Origin of the sequence: Marinobacter sp. CH_CUG1437-1, from assembly GCF_037029655.1 — a bacterium.
Classification (GTDB): Bacteria; Pseudomonadota; Gammaproteobacteria; order Pseudomonadales; family Oleiphilaceae; genus Marinobacter; species Marinobacter salsuginis.
Genome location: NZ_JAYMEW010000007.1, coordinates 26,376 through 41,827 on the forward strand (window position 1 = coordinate 26,376; position 15,452 = coordinate 41,827).

14 protein-coding genes are annotated in these 15,452 nt (G+C 57.6%); 4 read left to right on the forward strand and 10 right to left on the reverse strand.

Annotated elements, in window-relative coordinates; translation table 11 throughout:
* Window positions 1-2: 2 nt before the first annotated feature.
* The 4 genes from lspA to murJ all read right to left on the reverse strand — a co-directional run bounded on the left by lspA (window position 3) and on the right by murJ (window position 6,054).
* On the reverse strand, window positions 3-527 hold the full coding sequence (gene lspA / locus WA411_RS16370; RefSeq protein WP_153634746.1) for a signal peptidase II: 525 nt from the start codon (window positions 525-527) through the stop codon (window positions 3-5).
* Window positions 527-3,346, reverse strand: coding sequence for an isoleucine--tRNA ligase (gene ileS, locus WA411_RS16375; RefSeq protein WP_291909401.1), 2,820 nt, complete (start codon window positions 3,344-3,346; stop codon window positions 527-529). The genes lspA and ileS overlap by 1 nt, the downstream gene beginning before the upstream one ends.
* A 74-nt stretch (window positions 3,347-3,420) precedes the next feature.
* On the reverse strand, window positions 3,421-4,392 hold the full coding sequence (gene ribF / locus WA411_RS16380; RefSeq protein ID WP_291909399.1) for a bifunctional riboflavin kinase/FAD synthetase: 972 nt from the start codon (window positions 4,390-4,392) through the stop codon (window positions 3,421-3,423).
* 81 nt (window positions 4,393-4,473) lie between these two features.
* Window positions 4,474-6,054 carry a murein biosynthesis integral membrane protein MurJ gene (gene murJ, locus WA411_RS16385; RefSeq protein WP_291909397.1) on the reverse strand — a complete coding sequence of 527 codons (1,581 nt, stop codon included), beginning with the start codon at window positions 6,052-6,054 and terminating at the stop codon, window positions 4,474-4,476.
* 261 nt (window positions 6,055-6,315) lie between these two features.
* On the opposite strand from murJ, the gene rpsT reads away from it, so the two are divergent.
* Window positions 6,316-6,585 (forward strand): 30S ribosomal protein S20, encoded by a 270-nt coding sequence (gene rpsT, locus WA411_RS16390; RefSeq protein ID WP_008170735.1) that lies wholly within the window; start codon window positions 6,316-6,318, stop codon window positions 6,583-6,585.
* A 64-nt stretch (window positions 6,586-6,649) separates the two neighbouring features.
* On the opposite strand, the gene proB is transcribed toward rpsT, so the two are convergent.
* From proB to rplU, 4 genes are all read right to left on the reverse strand, one after another.
* Complete coding sequence (proB, locus tag WA411_RS16395) at window positions 6,650-7,774, reverse strand: glutamate 5-kinase (protein WP_291909394.1); 1,125 nt, start codon at window positions 7,772-7,774, stop codon at window positions 6,650-6,652.
* Between the two features lie 36 nt (window positions 7,775-7,810).
* Complete coding sequence (gene cgtA, locus WA411_RS16400; RefSeq protein ID WP_291909392.1) at window positions 7,811-9,004, reverse strand: Obg family GTPase CgtA; 1,194 nt, start codon at window positions 9,002-9,004, stop codon at window positions 7,811-7,813.
* A gap of 144 nt (window positions 9,005-9,148) precedes the next feature.
* On the reverse strand, window positions 9,149-9,409 hold the full coding sequence (gene rpmA, locus WA411_RS16405; protein ID WP_008170742.1) for a 50S ribosomal protein L27: 261 nt from the start codon (window positions 9,407-9,409) through the stop codon (window positions 9,149-9,151).
* 36 nt (window positions 9,410-9,445) lie between these two features.
* Window positions 9,446-9,757, reverse strand: coding sequence for a 50S ribosomal protein L21 (gene rplU / locus WA411_RS16410; RefSeq protein ID WP_008170744.1), 312 nt, complete (start codon window positions 9,755-9,757; stop codon window positions 9,446-9,448).
* A gap of 243 nt (window positions 9,758-10,000) precedes the next feature.
* Here rplU and ispB point away from each other — a divergent pair, with 243 nt between their 5' ends.
* Window positions 10,001-10,969 (forward strand): octaprenyl diphosphate synthase, encoded by a 969-nt coding sequence (ispB, locus tag WA411_RS16415; protein ID WP_291909388.1) that lies wholly within the window; start codon window positions 10,001-10,003, stop codon window positions 10,967-10,969.
* On the opposite strand, the gene WA411_RS16420 is transcribed toward ispB, so the two are convergent.
* Window positions 10,962-11,948: a glutathione S-transferase family protein gene (locus WA411_RS16420; RefSeq protein WP_291909386.1), complete on the reverse strand. Its 987-nt coding sequence runs from the start codon at window positions 11,946-11,948 to the stop codon at window positions 10,962-10,964. The two genes, ispB and WA411_RS16420, sit on opposite strands and share 8 nt — an antisense overlap.
* 115 nt (window positions 11,949-12,063) lie before the next feature.
* Between WA411_RS16420 and WA411_RS16425 the strand changes: the two genes are divergently transcribed.
* Together WA411_RS16425 and WA411_RS16430 are read left to right on the forward strand one after the other, a co-directional pair.
* On the forward strand, window positions 12,064-12,975 hold the full coding sequence (locus tag WA411_RS16425; protein WP_153634754.1) for a LysR family transcriptional regulator: 912 nt from the start codon (window positions 12,064-12,066) through the stop codon (window positions 12,973-12,975).
* Window positions 12,976-13,091: 116 nt separating this feature from the next.
* Window positions 13,092-14,621, forward strand: a complete 1,530-nt coding sequence (locus WA411_RS16430; RefSeq protein WP_291909384.1) for a WS/DGAT/MGAT family O-acyltransferase — start codon at window positions 13,092-13,094, stop codon at window positions 14,619-14,621.
* A 36-nt stretch (window positions 14,622-14,657) separates the two neighbouring features.
* On the opposite strand, the gene WA411_RS16435 is transcribed toward WA411_RS16430, so the two are convergent.
* Window positions 14,658-15,353, reverse strand: a complete 696-nt coding sequence (locus tag WA411_RS16435) for a DUF2057 family protein (RefSeq protein ID WP_209398932.1) — start codon at window positions 15,351-15,353, stop codon at window positions 14,658-14,660.
* Between the last annotated feature and the right edge of the window lie 99 nt (window positions 15,354-15,452).

Sequence of the window (15,452 nt, forward strand, 5' to 3'; positions counted from 1 at the left end):
AGCTACTCACTTCTCTGCGCATCCCCGTCCGAATCGGCGGGTTTGCGGAACATATCAAGAATCATCATGGCGGCACCGATGGTGATCGCGGTGTCGGCCAGGTTAAAGGCGGGAAAGTGCCAGTCCTGCCAGTAGAAATGCAGGAAATCCACCACGTAGCCATGCACCACCCGATCGTAGACGTTGCCTAGGGCCCCGCCGAGTATGAGTACGATGGCAATGGCGGTCCAGGTTTCATGGCGCTGGAGGTTTTTCAGCCAGTAAATCAGCACCACGCTGACCACGAGCGCCAAAATTACGAAGAACCAGCGCTGCCAGCCGGCCGCGCCAGCCAGAAAACTGAACGCGGCTCCAGTGTTGTGAAGCAGCGTCAGATTGAACATCGGCATCACCGGAACCGGATCACCGTAGGTCAGCATGGCGGTGGCCATCGCCTTGGTGCCCAGATCCAAAGCGATCACCAGAACAGCCAGCCACAGCCACTTCAATTTGGTCCCGGTGACCTGCTCCGTCATGGTCGCGTCCATCAGGCGTATGCGCGGGCTTCACCAGGCCCTTCCACATTGGTCACACAGCGACCACAGAGATCGTCGTACTTGGCGTTGCGGCCGACGTCTTCACGGTGGTGCCAGCAGCGCTCACACTTGGCGTGAGCGGCGGGTGTCACCTTCACGCGGAGACCTTCATGGGAGGTCATTTCCGCATCGCCCGCTTCTGAAACCGGTTTGACACTGGCCTCGGAAGTAATCAGAACAAACCGCAGCTCCTCGCCCAGGTGCTTCAGGTCGGCAGCCAGGTCGCCTTCGCAGAACAGGGTCACCTCGGCACTGAGCGAGCCTTTGATTTCACCCCGAGCCCTGGCTTCCTCCAGGCACTTGTTGACGGCCTCTTTCACGCTGTACATCTCGCGCCAGTAGTCGCGGCCAAGCTCTGCGCTTTCGGGCAGTGCCGTGAGGCCTTCGTACCAGGTTTCATAGAACACGGTATCGCCGCGCTTACCCGGAAGGTGCTGCCAGATCTCGTCAGCGGTAAAGCTGAGGATCGGCGCAATCCAGCGAACCAGCGCCTCGGCCACATGGTACAGGGCCGTCTGGCAGGAGCGACGTGCGAGGCTGTCAGCCTGAGTGGTGTACTGGCGGTCCTTGATGATATCCAGATAGAAGCCGCCCAGGGTGGCTTCACAGAAGTTGTATACCTTCTGGTAGATCCGCAGGAAGGCGTAGTTGCCATAATCCTCATGCAGCTCTTCCTGCAATTGAAGTGCACGGTCCACCATCCAGCGATCCAGCGCGATCATGTCTTCCGGCGCAACCATGTGCTGCTCCGGATCGAATCCGGTCAGGTTACTGAGCAGGAAGCGGGAGGTGTTCCGGATCCGGCGGTAACCGTCGGCGGTCTGGCGCAGGATATCCTTGGACACGGTCATTTCGCCGCTGTAGTCGGTTGCCGCTACCCAGAGGCGCAGGATGTCGGCACCCAGCTCGTTCATGACCTCCTGAGGAGCGATCACGTTGCCCAGGGATTTGGACATCTTGTGGCCCTTGCCATCGACAGTAAAGCCGTGGGTCAGAACCTGCTTGTAAGGTGCCACGCCGTTCATGGCGATGGACGTTTTCAGGGACGATTGGAACCAGCCCCGGTGCTGGTCCGAGCCTTCCAGATACATATCCGCCGGGAACTGGCCCAGCTCCTCGCGAACCCGCAGGACCGACTCGTGTGTCACGCCAGAGTCAAACCAGACGTCCAGAGTATCGGTTACCTTCTCGTACTGCTCGGCATCACTGCCCAACAGGGAAGCAGCATCCAGCTCGTACCAGGCGTCGATTCCGCCCTCCTCGATCTGCTGGGCCACTTTCTCGATCAGGCTCTGGGTGTCCGGGTGCAGCTCCTGGGTTTCCTTATGGATAAACAGGGTGATGGGCACGCCCCAGGTTCGCTGACGGGAGATGCACCAGTCCGGCGACTGGCTGAACATGGCTTCGATACGGTTCTTACCCCAGGCAGGCACCCAGCGCACACCCTGAATGGCTTCCAAAGCGTCAGCGCGCAGGTTTTCCTTGTCCATGCTGATAAACCACTGGGGGGTTGCCCGGTAGATCAACGGGGTCTTGGTACGCCAGCAGTGAGGGTAGCTGTGGCGGAACTTTTCGGAGCGAACCAGCTTGCCCTCGCGTTCGAGCGCACTGCAAACCGGCTCATCCGCCTTGTAAACGTGCACACCGGCCAATTCACCGGCGGCCGAGGTGTAGGTACCATCCGCCTGAACCAGGTTGATGGTGCCGATGTTGTAGGCCTTGCCTACCTCAAAGTCTTCCATGCCGTGATCGGGCGCCGTGTGGACAGCGCCGGTACCGGCGTCCGTGGACACGTGATCGCCCAGGATCACCGGTACCTGCTTGTCATAGATCGGATGCTGGAGAACGAGGTTTTCCAGGGCTGAACCGGAGCATGTTGCCAGCACTTCGTAGCTCTCAACCTGCCAGCGGGCCATGATGCCTTCCACCATGTCGGCGGCCAGAATCATGCGCTCAGGCCCCTGGCCAACGTCGGTCTGCACTAACGCGTAGTCCAGATCTGCATTGAGCGAAACTGCCTGGTTGGCCGGAATGGTCCAGGGCGTCGTGGTCCAGATCACCACGGAGACATCGCCGCTGCCATTGTCGGTGCCGAACGGTGACAGGGCTTGTGCCTGATCAACCGCTGTAAAACGCACATCGATCTGGGTAGAGGTCTTGTCCTGGTACTCAACCTCGGCTTCTGCCAGTGCGGACTGACCTACCACACTCCAGTAAACCGGCTTGTAACCACGCACCAAGTGGCCCTTGGCGACAATCTTGCCCAGGGCGCGAACAATGCCCGCCTCAACTTTAGGATCCATGGTCAGGTAGGGCTTGTCCCACTCCCCCATCACGCCCAGGCGGATAAAATCGGTTTTCTGGCCGGCAATCTGCTTGGTGGCATAGTCGCGACAGGCCTGGCGGAAGGTTTTGTAATCCACCTTCACACCGGCTTTGCCAATCTCCTGTTCCACCTTGTGCTCGATCGGCAGGCCATGACAGTCCCAGCCCGGCACGTAGGGCGCGTCGTAGCCCATGAAGCTGCGGGACTTGACGATCATGTCCTTGAGAATCTTGTTGACCGCGTGACCAATGTGAATGCTGCCGTTGGCGTAGGGAGGGCCATCATGAAGGATGAACTTCTCCCGCCCCTCACGCTGCTTGCGCAGGTTGCCGTAGACGTCGAGATCCTGCCAGCGCTTGAGCATTTCCGGCTCGCGCTTGGCCAGGTTCCCGCGCATGGGGAAGGCGGTTTCCGGCAGGTTCAGAGTGTGCTTGTAGTCGCTCATGGTTTGTGTGCGTACTCTTTTGGTCTTGGTCAGTTTTGGTCGATCATTAATTCGTTGGGGCGCAGCCGGGCGTTTCAATCCGCGCTTTTCACAGAACCGTTTTCGTCAATCCACGCTCGGGCATGATCAAAATCCCGGGCAATCTGTTCTTTCAGCTCATCCACGGAATCGAACTTTTCCTCGTCCCGCAGCCCGTGGCGGAATACCACTTCCAGATGCTGGCCATAAAGTGTGCCAGCAAAGTCAAACAGGTGCACTTCCAGCGAGGGACGCTTTCCGTCAACGGTGGGGCGTACGCCGATATTGGCAACGCCATCAAACCGGGCGCCGTCATCAAGTGTGGCCGCAACCACATAGACTCCGCGCAGGGCCGGTGTTCTGTGCAACAGAATGTTCGCGGTTGGCGCGCCAATCTGGCGCCCCAATTGACGACCGTAAACGACCCTGCCCCGAATCCGGTAGGGGTGACCCAGAAGTGTTTCAGCCTTCTGCAGCCCGTTCACTGTGAGCGAATTCCGGACTCGGGTACTGCTCACACGTTCGCCGTCTACCGTCACCGTAAGAGTATTCTCAACGGTAAATCCGGTGTCCCTGCCGACTTTTTCAAGGAGCTCGAAGTCTCCGGCCCGATCGCAGCCAAACCGGAAATCATCGCCCACCACCAGGTGGCGGACAGCCAGCCCCCCAATCAGAACATCGTCTATAAAGCCCATGGCGGAATAACTGCGAAACGCCTGATTGAAGCGCAGGCAGAGCACGATATCGATGCCTTCCGCCAGCAGGGCCTCGAACTTCTGCCGAAACCCCATGAGCCTTGGTGGCGCTTCGCTACCCTGAAAAAACTCCCGGGGCTGAGGCTCGAAAATCATCACCACGGATGGAACACCCAGGGCTTCAGCCTTGCTTTTCACCTGATCAATAATGGTCTTATGCCCGAGATGCACACCATCGAAGTTGCCAATGGTGGCCACACACCCGTTAGCGAGCGGAGAGTCGTCCCGACGGGAAAGCATTTTAAGGTTGGTCAGGCCCCGGATCAGACGCATGTAATGCGAACCTTCAATTGCCAGCTAGCTTTCAGCGCCTGCTTTTACCGCAACGCTGGTGAGAAAACGCGCGATTATACCTTACCTGTGGCGGAAATGTCTTACCCGAACCCCGGCCAGCGCCAGTGCGACGAAGTAGACGACCACGCCTGCCCCCACCAGCAACGCCATATCCGCTGCCCGCTGGTAACCGCCGTTTGCCAGCCACACCGACACCGGGTCGCTGAGCCAGACAATGATGGCCGCCAATGCAGCGTTGGCAAACATCAGCTGCAGCAGGAAACGGGGCCAGCCGGGCTGGCTCTGCCAGGCCCCTTCCTTGCGAAGTCCCCGCCACAGGAGATAGCCGTTCAACCAGGCCGAAATAGAGGTGGCCAGCGCAAGACCGGCATGGGCCAGCGGAAATATCAGAACCAGGTTGAACACCATGTTTGCCACCATGGCGATGATGCCGATTTTGACAGGTGTCTTGGTGTCCTCCCTGGCAAAAAATCCCGGCGCCAGAACCTTGATCAACATGAACGCCAGCAAGCCGGCGGAATAAGCCCTCAAGCTCTGGGCAGACATGGCAACATCCCGGTCTGTTACCGCGCCATAATGAAACAGGGTCGCAATCAGCGGCTCGGCCAGCAACGCCAGCGCAAGGGCGGCCGGCAAACCGATCAGCAGAACCGCCCTGACTGCCCAGTCCAGGGTGGCCGCGAACTGGTCCGCGGATGCCGCTGCGTGTTTACGGGAGAGACTCGGCAGGATCACCGTGGCAATGGCTATGCCGAACACGCCGAGGGGCAGCTCTGAAAGACGATCAGAATAGTACAGCCAGGACACGCTGCCGGTCTGGAGAAAGGACGCCAGAACCGTATCAAGGAGCAGGTTGATCTGGCTCACTGACACCCCGAACAGCGCGGGTGCCATCAGCTTGAGAATCCGGCTGACGCCTTCGTGGCGATAATCCACGCGAGGCCGTGGCAGCAGGCCCAACCGCATCAGAAATGGCAACTGGAAAAACAACTGCAGGGCCCCGGCGATGAACACGCCCCAGGCCAGGGCCATCACCGGCTCCTCCATCAACGGCGTCAGCCAGATGGCTGCGGCAATCATCGCCAGATTCAGAAGTACAGGGGTAAAAGCGGGTACAGCAAAACGATCGTAGCTATTGAGAATGCCACCGGCGAAGGCGGTCAGGGATATCAGCAGCAAGTAAGGGAAAGTGATGCGCAACATGTCGCTGGTAAGCGCGAACTTTACCTCATCATCCAGAAAGCCGGGGGCAAAAACCGCCGTCAGCACTGGCGCTCCGAGGATGGCCACCAAGGTCACGCCCAACAGCACCAACCCGAGGGAGCCCGCCACCGCATTGACCAACCGCTGAACGTCCGATAGTGACTGATTCTCCCGGTAGGATGACAACACAGGCACAAAGGCCTGGGAGAAGGCGCCCTCGGCAAACAGCCGGCGCAGGAAATTCGGGATTTTGAAGGCAACGAAAAAAGCATCCGCCCCGGCGCCTGCGCCGAAATATCGGGCGATGACCATATCGCGAACCAGGCCCAACACCCGGGACAGCATGGTCATAATACCTACAACCCCCGACGACCTTAGCAGGCCCGGCGCCCTGGGCAATTGTTTCTGTTCGGGTTTTGATTCAGGTTCCGACGACATGCAGGCCCTTGTCTGGCATTCTGGACATCCTTTTGGCGCGGGCATTTCGGGAATTACCTGCTTCCCGGTCAAGCCCGCGTTCAGTGAGCCGCGAGTTTACCACAGGCCTTCTGTGTCGGGGCATGAAATGGGTTTTAGCCTTGACATTTGAAGGTTTGAGCGGCATAGTTCCGCGTCATTTATTTCGACGCGCTGGTTTTGGCGCGCCCGCGATGTAACGAATCATTCAGCAACGAATTTGAGATTTTCAGGAGTTTTACGGTGGCAAATTCCCCGCAAGCCAAGAAGCGCGCACGTCAGAACGAGAAGAACCGCAAGCACAATGCAAGCCTGCGTTCCATGGCTCGTACTTATGTGAAAAAGATCCAATCCAAGATCGAAGCCGGCAACTACGAAGAAGCCCAGGCCGCTTTCCAGCAGGCTCAGCCGATTCTGGACAGCATGGTCAACAAAGGCATCTTCGCGAAGAACAAGGTCGCTCGTAGCAAGAGCCGTCTGAGCGCCAAAATCAAGGCCCTGAAGAGCGCCTAATCAGCTCAATTCAGGCATAAAAAAACCGGCCAGTTGGCCGGTTTTTTTTATGGCCGAACAATTATCAAACAATCACCAGATTGTCCCGGTGGATCATCTCCTCGCCTGACATATAGCCAAGGATTTCGGTAATCCGATCACTGGACCGGCCGGCAATGGCCCTGGCCTCATCGGCATCGTAATTCACCAGACCCCGGGCAACTTCACGGCCACTCTGATCGAAGCAAGACACCATCTCCCCACGCCGGAACTGCCCTGCCACGCCCTTGACCCCAACCGGCAGAAGACTGCGGCCTCCCAGACAGAGCACTTTCACAGCACCATCATCCAGGGTCAGCCTGCCACGGGTCTGCAAATGACTGGCGAGCCATTGCTTTCGGGCAGCAATCCGGCCCTGCTCCGGCAACAACAAGGTGCCGATTACATCGCCTTGCCTCAACCGGCCAATCACACCCTCGATTCGGCCACCGACGATCACAGTAAAAGCCCCGGACCTTGCCGCGAGCCGTGCCGCCCGCAACTTGGTCTGCATGCCACCACGACCAAGAACTCCAGCGCCACCACCGGCCATGGCGTCCAGTTCGCGGTCTTCAGCCCGCCGCTCCGTCACCAGGCGAGCGCCCGAATGCTTCCTCGGATCCTTGTCAAACAGACCCAGTTGGTCGGTCAGGATAATCAGACCGTCCGCCTCAATCAGATTGGCAACCAGCGCCCCAAGGGTGTCGTTGTCGCCAAACCGAATCTCATCGGTAACAACGGTATCGTTTTCATTAACGATTGGCACCACACCAAAGTTCAGCAAGGCGCGCAGTGTGCCTCGGCCGTTCAGATATCGCTTACGGTCCGACAGATCATCATGGGTCAGCAAAATCTGCGCAGTATGGATGTCGTGCCGCTTGAACTGGGCTTCCCACGTCTGCACCAGCCCCATCTGACCAACAGCTGCAGCGGCTTGAAGCTCATGAAGCTGCTCAGGCCGAACCGTCCAGCCCAGACGACTCATTCCTTCCGCGACGGAACCAGAGGAAACAACCACCACCTCGACGCCGTCTTCAATCAGCTCGGCGATCTGATCCACCCACAAACCCAGGGCGGCCACATCCAGGCCACGGCCATCGTTGGTCAGCAAAGCGCTTCCGATCTTGATAACCAGGCGACGGGCCTGGCGCAGCTGTAGGCGTTCAGTCATGATGCTTGAGCGATCTCTCTGGTATCAGTCCTTGGTTTACTCCGGGGCGTAGACCACTTCGACATCGTAATCATCATCGTCAAAGTCGTCGTCTTCGTCCTCTTCGCGGGCCGCGCGGCGTGCCTGACGCTCGGCTTCAATACGGGCGCGAGCTTCGTCGTCCATCTGCCGGCGACGTTGGGCCTCCCGCTCCGCGAATTCCGGATTCTGGGCCTCTTCCTCAGCCTGCTCTTCGATCCAGCGCATAACGGCCTGAGCCAGGGACTTGGTGCCCTCGCCACTGAGCGCAGAGATCCAGAAAACCGGCCCTTCCCATCCGAGCTCATCGACAATGGCCTGACAATGAGCATCGCGATCTTCTTCGGCCACCATGTCGACTTTGTTCAGCACAAGCCATCTCGGACGGTTGGCCAGGGTTTCGCTGAACTTCTCAAGCTCATGCTCGATTGCTCTAACCGCATCGGCGGGCGACGAGCCATCGTACGGTGCCACATCCACAAGGTGCAGCAGTAGCCGGGTGCGCACGAGATGCTTCAGGAAGCGGATACCCAGGCCGGCACCTTCGGCGGCACCTTCAATCAGACCGGGAATATCGGCGATCACGAAACTCTGGTGCGCCTGCACACTGACAACACCAAGATTGGGCACCAGCGTGGTAAACGGATAGTCCGCAACCTTCGGGCGGGCCGCCGACACCGAACGGATAAAGGTAGACTTGCCGGCATTGGGCATGCCCAGCAACCCCACGTCCGCCAGCACCTTCAGCTCCAGCCTCAGGTTGCGCAGCTCGCCCTCGGAGCCCTTGGTAGTCTGGCGCGGGGCGCGATTCACCGAGGATTTGAAACGGGTGTTGCCAAGGCCATGAAACCCGCCCTGGGCCACCTTCAGGCGCTGACCGGCATGAGTCAGGTCCCCCAGAACCTCATGGGTATCCATATCAACAACGGTGGTACCGACCGGAACCGGCAAAACCAGATCTTCGCCTTTATTACCGGTACAGTTGCGGCCGGAACCGGGCTCGCCGTTCTGGGCTTTGTGTTTGCGCTGGAACCGGAAGTCGATCAGCGTGTTCAGCGACTCCTCGGCTTCCAGATACACGGAACCACCATCGCCCCCGTCGCCGCCATCGGGGCCACCCTTGGGAACGTATTTTTCTCGCCGGAAGCTCAGGCAGCCGTGACCGCCCTTGCCGGCTTCCACAATGATGGTGGCTTCGTCTACGAATTTCATGAATAAACCCTTTGCGCCATGCGCATAAACTAAAAAGCCCCGCAGCCTCTAGGAAGCTTTGCGGGGCTCCGGATGGCTCTGAACACCTGATGATATCAGGATATCAGCGCCACCCAAGGTTCGACAGAACCGGATCGCCGCTGCTTACGCAGCCGGAACGATGCTCACGAACTTACGGCTCTGCGGGCCTTTGGTTTCGAACTTCACCTGGCCGTCTGCTTTCGCAAACAGGGTGTGGTCCTTGCCAATGCCAACATTGCTACCAGCGTGGAAACGGGTGCCACGCTGACGGATGATGATGCTGCCTGCAGATACAGTCTCGCCGCCAAAGCGCTTTACACCAAGTCGTTTCGACTCGGAATCGCGACCGTTACGGGTACTACCTGCTGCCTTTTTATGAGCCATTACCAGCCTCCTTATTTAAGGGGTAATTCGAGAGCCTCAGCCCTTGATACCCGTGATCTTGACTTCAGTAAACCACTGACGGTGGCCCTGACGCTTCATGTGATGCTTACGACGACGGAACTTGATGATCTGAACCTTGTCGTGACGGCCGTGGCTAACCACTTCTGCGGTCACTTTGGCACCATCAACTACCGGCGCGCCTACCTGAACCTTGTCGCCGTCGGCGATCAGCAGAACGCGATCAAACTCAACGTTGCCACCGGTTTCAACTTCCAGCTTTTCCAGCTTCAGGGTTTCGCCTTCTTTTACACGGTGCTGCTTGCCACCGCTAACAATAACTGCGTACATTCACTCGTTCTCCACGATTGACCCATCCCTGCTCTTATCCACCTGGTTCTAAGGGAGGCGCTCTGGCGACCCTATAGCAGGGAGCGCAGGTTGGGATGAGTTGGGCGCGTGATTGTACGAAAAGACGCACCGCAACACAAGCCAAGTTGACACTACCTTCGGCAATACCTAGCATTGCCGCGACCTGCCTTTAATATCAATGATCGTAACGACGATAACACCAGCAAGGGATCAACAAGCCGCATGACAGCCCAGCGCATTTACGACACCGTGGCCGACGACTTCAGCCGCGTTAATGACCTGATCATCCAGCGGCTTTCCTCCGATGTTCCTCTGGTAGAGAAAATAGCCCAGTACATCATCGAAAGCGGCGGTAAGCGCCTGAGACCATTACTGGTTCTGCTTTCCAGCCAGGCCGCCGGCTACAATAAAGACGATCATCTGAAACTTGCCGCCGTGATTGAATTCCTGCACACCGCCACCCTGCTACACGACGATGTCGTGGATACTTCCGACATGCGCCGGGGCCGTAGCACCGCAAACGCCCGCTGGGGCAACGCGCCAAGTGTACTGGTAGGTGATTTCCTCTACGCCCGTGCGTTCGAGATGATGGTTGAGCTGAAAAGCCTGCGCATTATGGACGTGTTGTCCCACGCCACGGCGGTAATCGCCGAAGGCGAGGTCATGCAGCTAATGAACGTGAAAAACCCGGATCTGACCGAAGAGCAGTACATGAAGGTCATTCACAACAAGACCGCCATGCTGTTCGAAGCCGCCTCCCACACTGGCGCCCTGCTCGCCGATGCCAGTGATGAGCAGGAATTGGGGCTGAAAAACTACGGCAAGTATCTGGGCCTGGCCTTTCAGCTGGTTGACGATGTCCTGGATTACCGGGGCGACGCCGAAGCCATGGGCAAGAACGTTGGCGACGATCTGGCGGAAGGCAAAACGACCTTGCCGCTGATCCACGCCATGGCCCATGGAACAGAGGATGAGCGGCAGTTGATCCGCCAGGCGATACGCAAGGGCGGCCTGGACGATCTGCCACGCATCCTCGACATCGTTGAGCGCTCAGGCGCCATCGAATACACCATGAGCAAGGCCCGGGAGCAGGCAGACCTGGCGAAGGCCTGCCTTCAATCCCTACCCGACTCCGGCCATAAAATGGCCATGGAACTGCTGACCGAAGTCGCCGTTGCCAGGGTTAGCTGAGCGACTCACGACCGTGAGGTGAATCGAAGTCCAGTTTCGGCCCGACCGGCACGATCTGAGTCGGGTTGATGGTTCTCTGGCTCACATAGTAATGGCGTTTGATCTGATCGATATCGACAGTCTCCGCCACACCCGGCACCTGGTAGAGATCCCGAACGTAGGCAGAAAGCGCCGGGAAATCACTGATACGCTGTCGGTTACACTTGAAGTGGCTGTAATACACCGCATCGAACCGGATCAACGTAGTGAACAGACGCCAGTCTGCCTCCGTTAAACGGCCACCCACGAGATACCGTTTTCCAGACAATCGCTCTTCAAGCCAGTCGAGGGAATCGAACAACGCGTTGTAGGCTTCCTCGTATTTATCCTGCGCTGTAGCAAAGCCCGCCTTGTAAACGCCATTGTTAACCGTGTCATACACCCGGGTATTTACCTCATCAATCTCCCCTTGTAACTCCCTGGGGTAGAAATCCAAGTCAGCGCGAACATCTTCGAGACTATCAAACGCCGAATTAAACATGCGGATAATCTCGGCGGATTCATTGCTCGCAATTGTCTGCTTCTTTTTGTCCCACAGCGTTGGCACCGTCACCCGCCCGGTATACTCTGTGGCCGCCTTGGTATAAACCTGGTGCATGAAGCGGAAGTCATGCAGATGATCCCGATGCTGCTCGCTGTCCGGCCGAAACTCCCAGCCGTTTTCCACCATGTCCGGGTGCACCACGGAAACTGAAATGTGCTTTTCCAGCCCCTTGAGCTTTCGGAAGATCAATGTGCGATGTGCCCAGGGACAGGCCATCGATACATACAGGTGATAACGACCGGACTCGGCCTTGAAGCCACCCTCGCCTTCCGGCCCCGGCGAGCCGTCGGCGGTCACCCAGTTACGGAAGCGGGCCGCCTCCCGTTCAAACTTGCCACCGGTCTTGTCAGTGTCATACCACTTATCGTGCCATTTGCCGTCAATCAGCAAGCCCATAATCCCCTCCCGTTAAATTTCCTGAACATGATGAAATCAATACAGGCAGAATAACGGGGACCCTGCTACCCTCTCAAACAAGCATTTCTGGCCAACAACCTCAGATAATTCGAACATGCATACAGCCATCACCATAGACGCCCTCAAAGTACTTGATGCCATAGACCGCAAAGGCAGTTTCGCCGGGGCCGCTAACGAACTGTTCCGGGTTCCCTCCGCCATCAGCTACACCGTGCAGAAACTGGAAGAAGACCTGAACGTGGCCATCTACGACCGCACCGGACATCGCGCTCGACTGACGCCGGCCGGCCGATACCTTCTGGAGGAGGGCCGCACCCTGCTGGAAGCGGCAGAAAACCTGGCTCACACCACCCGCCAGGTCGCCCAAGGCTGGGAAACGCGTCTACGAATCGGATTCAACTCGCTGCTGCCAGCAGAATGCCTGTTTCCGACAATCCAGGAATTCTATGAGCTGGGCGTGCCGGTGGATGTGCAAATCGTGGAGGAGGTTTTCGCCGGCACCTGGGATGCGCTACAAAGCCGAAGAGTGGACCTGATCATTGGTGCCGATAATTTCAGCAAGCCTGCCGGAAACTACACTACAAAGCCGCTGGGAGACATGCCCTTTGTCTTTGCGGTTGCCACGGATCATCCCCTGGCTGATGCCGACACGCCGCTTTCCGAGGAAGACATCTCCCGTTTTCCCGCAGCCGTGGCGGCAGACACTTCACGTTCATTACCACCGGGACATGCCGGCATATTTCACAGGCAACGGACCCTGACCGTCGCCAACATTGATCAGAAGATCGCCATTCAGGTGGCCGGTCTTGGCGTGGGTTGGTTACCGAGGGCAAGAATCAGTAAAGAGCTGGAAGAAGGGAAACTGATCATCAAAGAGGTCCAGGAATCACGCCAACCGATAACGCTCCATATAGCCAGGCATGCCGAGGATCAGGGCAAGGCTTTGATGTGGTTCTGGGAGCGGCTCAGCGCGAATGGCGCCATCGGAAACTGGCTAACAGGCTGAAAATAAAGAAAATGATATGACTTAAACTTGGAATAAAGTCAGGCAAATGAGTCAACCGCTTGCCAGCACACTTCGTTTATACTGCAGCTGAAACCAACGCCGAAGGGAGCTCTCTGATGCGGCAACTGTCGGAACTGGATGCCTCTTTCCTGTACCTGGAATCGGAAACAACACCGATGCACATCGGCGGCATCTATCTCTTCGATGCCAGCGAGCGGGAAAAGCCACTGGCCTTCAGTACCTTTGTCGCTCACCTTAGAAGCCGCCTGCATGTCGTGCCGGTATTTCGTCAGCGCCTGAAAGAGATTCCCTTTCGCCTGGGCCGGCCTTACTGGATTGACGACCCGGATTTCAGCATTGAACGCCACCTTGCCTACGTCAATCTGGGCGAACATGGCCGTCAGGCAAGCTTGATGACCCTGGCCTCCCGGATTCTGGAAGAGCCCTTAAAGAGGGATCGCCCCCTCTGGCACATCACCTTCGTAGACGGCTTCAAACTGGACGATGAAAACACCGGCAGCGAAGGCTTTGCACTGATCGTCAAACTGCATCACGCCGCCATTGACGCCTTCAGCGGCGAAGAAATAATCGGCAAGCTTCTTGAGTACACCCCCCAGCCCAGCCCGATCGCTCCGCCGCGGCCCTGGCAGCCGAGACCTGAACCGTCCGAAGAGCGTGTAGTACTGCAGGCCGGCGCGAACATCATACGAACACCTCTGCAATTCACCTCTCTGGCCTTCAACGCCGCCGAGGCCACAGCCCGCGGTCTGATCCAGAAACAACTGCGCAAACTACCGCTACCTTTGCCGCTGTTCTCGGCCCCACACAGCCCCTTCAACCGCCAGATTACAGCAAACCGACAGATCGTTTCGGCCAGCGTGGAGCTTTCCAGATTGAAAGCGATCAAAGCATTCCTCGGTGATGTAACCCTGAACGATGTTGTTCTGGGTTTGTGTGCCGAAGCCCTGAAACGCTATCTGATCAGCGAAAGCGCCAACGCCGAAAAGTCACTGGTGGCAATGACACCGATTTCGGTGCGTTCCAACAGTTTGCGCCGGGCAACCGGGAACCAGATGTCCGCCATGCTGCTGGATCTGGCAACCAATGAAACCAATCCTGCCCACCGGATTCGACGGATTCACTGGAATGCGGTTGCCTCCGAACCTTACCGGGAGGCCATTGCCGCGGATCGGCTTACGGAGCTCCTGCCATCCACCATGCTGGCACTATCAGCGAGACTTTACTCGGAATTGCAGATTGCCCAGCGCTACCAGCCAGTATTCAACCTCCCCATCACCAACGTTCCGGGGCCGCAGGTGCCACTTTACCTACAGGGCGCACGACTGGTTCAGCAGTACAACACGGCGCCGCTGTTCGACAGCATGGGACTGGTTATTGTTGCGGTAAGCTATGAAGGAAGACTGACCCTCAATTTCACCAGCTGTCCAGACGTGGTGGCACATGGGGAGTCCCTGCAAGCTCACGTGGCTGAAAGCCTCAGCGCCATCGAATCGGCCATGCAACAGCTCGGGGCCGAGGATGCCAAAGAGCCCATTGCCGCCTCGCCAACACAGACCCTGGCGGATGATGCGATGAACGCGATGGAGGGACTTCTGAAGAAGGCCTTTAAACGCTTCCGGGCCTGAACAGGCAGGTCCGGAAACGTTCAGGCAAGGATTCGATTATTCGAAGGCCCAACGAAGAAACGCCTTCTTTTCCTCGTCACTCGCTGTTTCCCAAATGGATTTGAGCTGTTCAAGTGCATTGTCGCCGTTTGCAGGAGCGATCTCGGAAGTAGACGCCGGGATCGGCGTACGGGAGGTTGTCATCTGCTCTTTCGGATCCCAAACGGTGGAAGTCGCCACGGCTGCTCCCGCCGAAGAGACAATCTGGGCGGAAAATTCCGGCATTTCTTCTTCAGCTTCCTGGCGTGACTCCGGCTGATCGAACTTGAACCGATAAGTCTCACCGGCTGCGGCCTCGAAGCGAGCAACCTGGGGCTCGCTCTCAATCACGTGAACTTTCGATTCCCCGTTTCTGACCACAGTGCTTTTCGCCCAGATAGTCTTGTAGACAAACACAACCTCGTTTTCGCCTGGAAGCAAGGCATAGTCTAGGGCCAGGTCATCCATCAGGAAGTTGGTCATGACGCGACCGTTCACCCGGGTCACGCGGATTTCACCGGGTGTTTGCAAAGTAGCGGCGTTAGACGCGGCCGCAGGATTGCCTTCCCAGGTTTCAACGACGCTGACACTGGAAGCACATCCCACCAGAGACACTACGAGCACGGCAGCCAGCCCGGCACGCAAACAAGTTACGCCTCGACGACAGCGCTGTCCTGTGGATTGGAAAACACGGATCAGATAAGAAATGTTCATTAAGTCTCCTTGGCATGAGGATGGATATAACATCAGGCTGGCGCCAGTTTTTTAGCATTCTGACGAGTGCATCTGACAAGGGCAAGACAACGGCGGGCT